The sequence below is a fragment of the Vibrio sp. 1288 genome (assembly GCF_033344475.1).
Map to the genome: position 1 here is coordinate 1 of NZ_JAWPOX010000210.1, position 945 is coordinate 945.

The 945-nt window shown below is 41.7% G+C and carries 3 protein-coding genes; 1 reads left to right on the forward strand and 2 read right to left on the reverse strand.

The window, feature by feature from the left end; all coding sequences use genetic code 11:
* Positions 1-230 (forward strand): type I secretion C-terminal target domain-containing protein (locus R8O11_RS25725; protein WP_318194676.1); only part of this gene is annotated, 230 nt, incomplete at its 5' end.
* A 114-nt stretch (positions 231-344) separates the two neighbouring features.
* Here the strand turns inward: R8O11_RS25725 and R8O11_RS25730 are convergent.
* Together R8O11_RS25730 and R8O11_RS25735 are read right to left on the reverse strand one after the other, a co-directional pair.
* Positions 345-644: a hypothetical protein gene (locus R8O11_RS25730; RefSeq protein ID WP_069506070.1), complete on the reverse strand. Its 300-nt coding sequence runs from the start codon at positions 642-644 to the stop codon at positions 345-347.
* An 81-nt stretch (positions 645-725) separates the two neighbouring features.
* The coding region (locus R8O11_RS25735) for a hypothetical protein (RefSeq protein ID WP_318194677.1) at positions 726-945 on the reverse strand (220 nt) is incomplete at its 5' end.

Sequence of the window (945 nt, forward strand, 5' to 3'; positions counted from 1 at the left end):
TGATTGCGGATTTAAATGACCCAATGGCAGGAATTGATGAGTTACTTGCGCATATTCAAGCGGACTATGATGCCACGACAGACAATGTCTCTTTGAGCATTACTACTGATGCGAACGTTCATCAGACCATTGTGGTTGAGAACTTAGGTCAGGCAATAGACTTCAATGGATTAAGCTCAAACGAGATTGTTGAATCGCTTCTTAATCGAGGTGTTATTGATAACGGATAAAGTGACTTGAGAAATGAAAAGTGCGGCGGTTAGATTTGACCGCTGCGCTTATTAGCGTTTGGTGTTCTTCAATATCTGGAAAGGGAGTTAGGTATAATTTTTATCTTGGTTTCTTTAGACGTGAATGTCGAGAAGGCTGCCAATTACCTCGTTATTTTTTTCCACAACGGACGCACCAATACGGTTGTAACTTGCGGCTTGAGTAACTTCGATAAGAGGTTCGATAACAGTGGCATGTGCGGCTAGGGAAGGGGTCGCGGCGAAAGCCACGTTTTTAGCGAGTTCGACTTTATTGAATGATAAGTCTTCACCGCCTTTTACGAAGGTTTGTTGAATCTCATGTGCAGCTTTATCCGCCATCTTGTGCGATAACTGCATGATTTGTTGACCGGATTGAATCCCTGAAACTGGCATGATTATAATTCCACTTATTATGCTGCTGTTAGCATAGGAAGTGTTTATAAAACGTGCAAGTGATTTATATCAATAACTTAATCAAACAAACAGTTTAGATAACATTTCACGCTCTTCAGTGGAGAGCAATGGCTTTTCCTTTTTGTTCAGCGTCATGCTGATTTCGCCTTGCAATGTTTTTAACTGACTTGCCGTCAGGTCTCCAAGCTTCTTTTTTAGCTCTTTAAATTGTTGCGCTTTCATCTCTGTATCCTCGCTGTACTCAGGTTTATCCTTCATGTCCTGTCTAACGGCCTCCGTG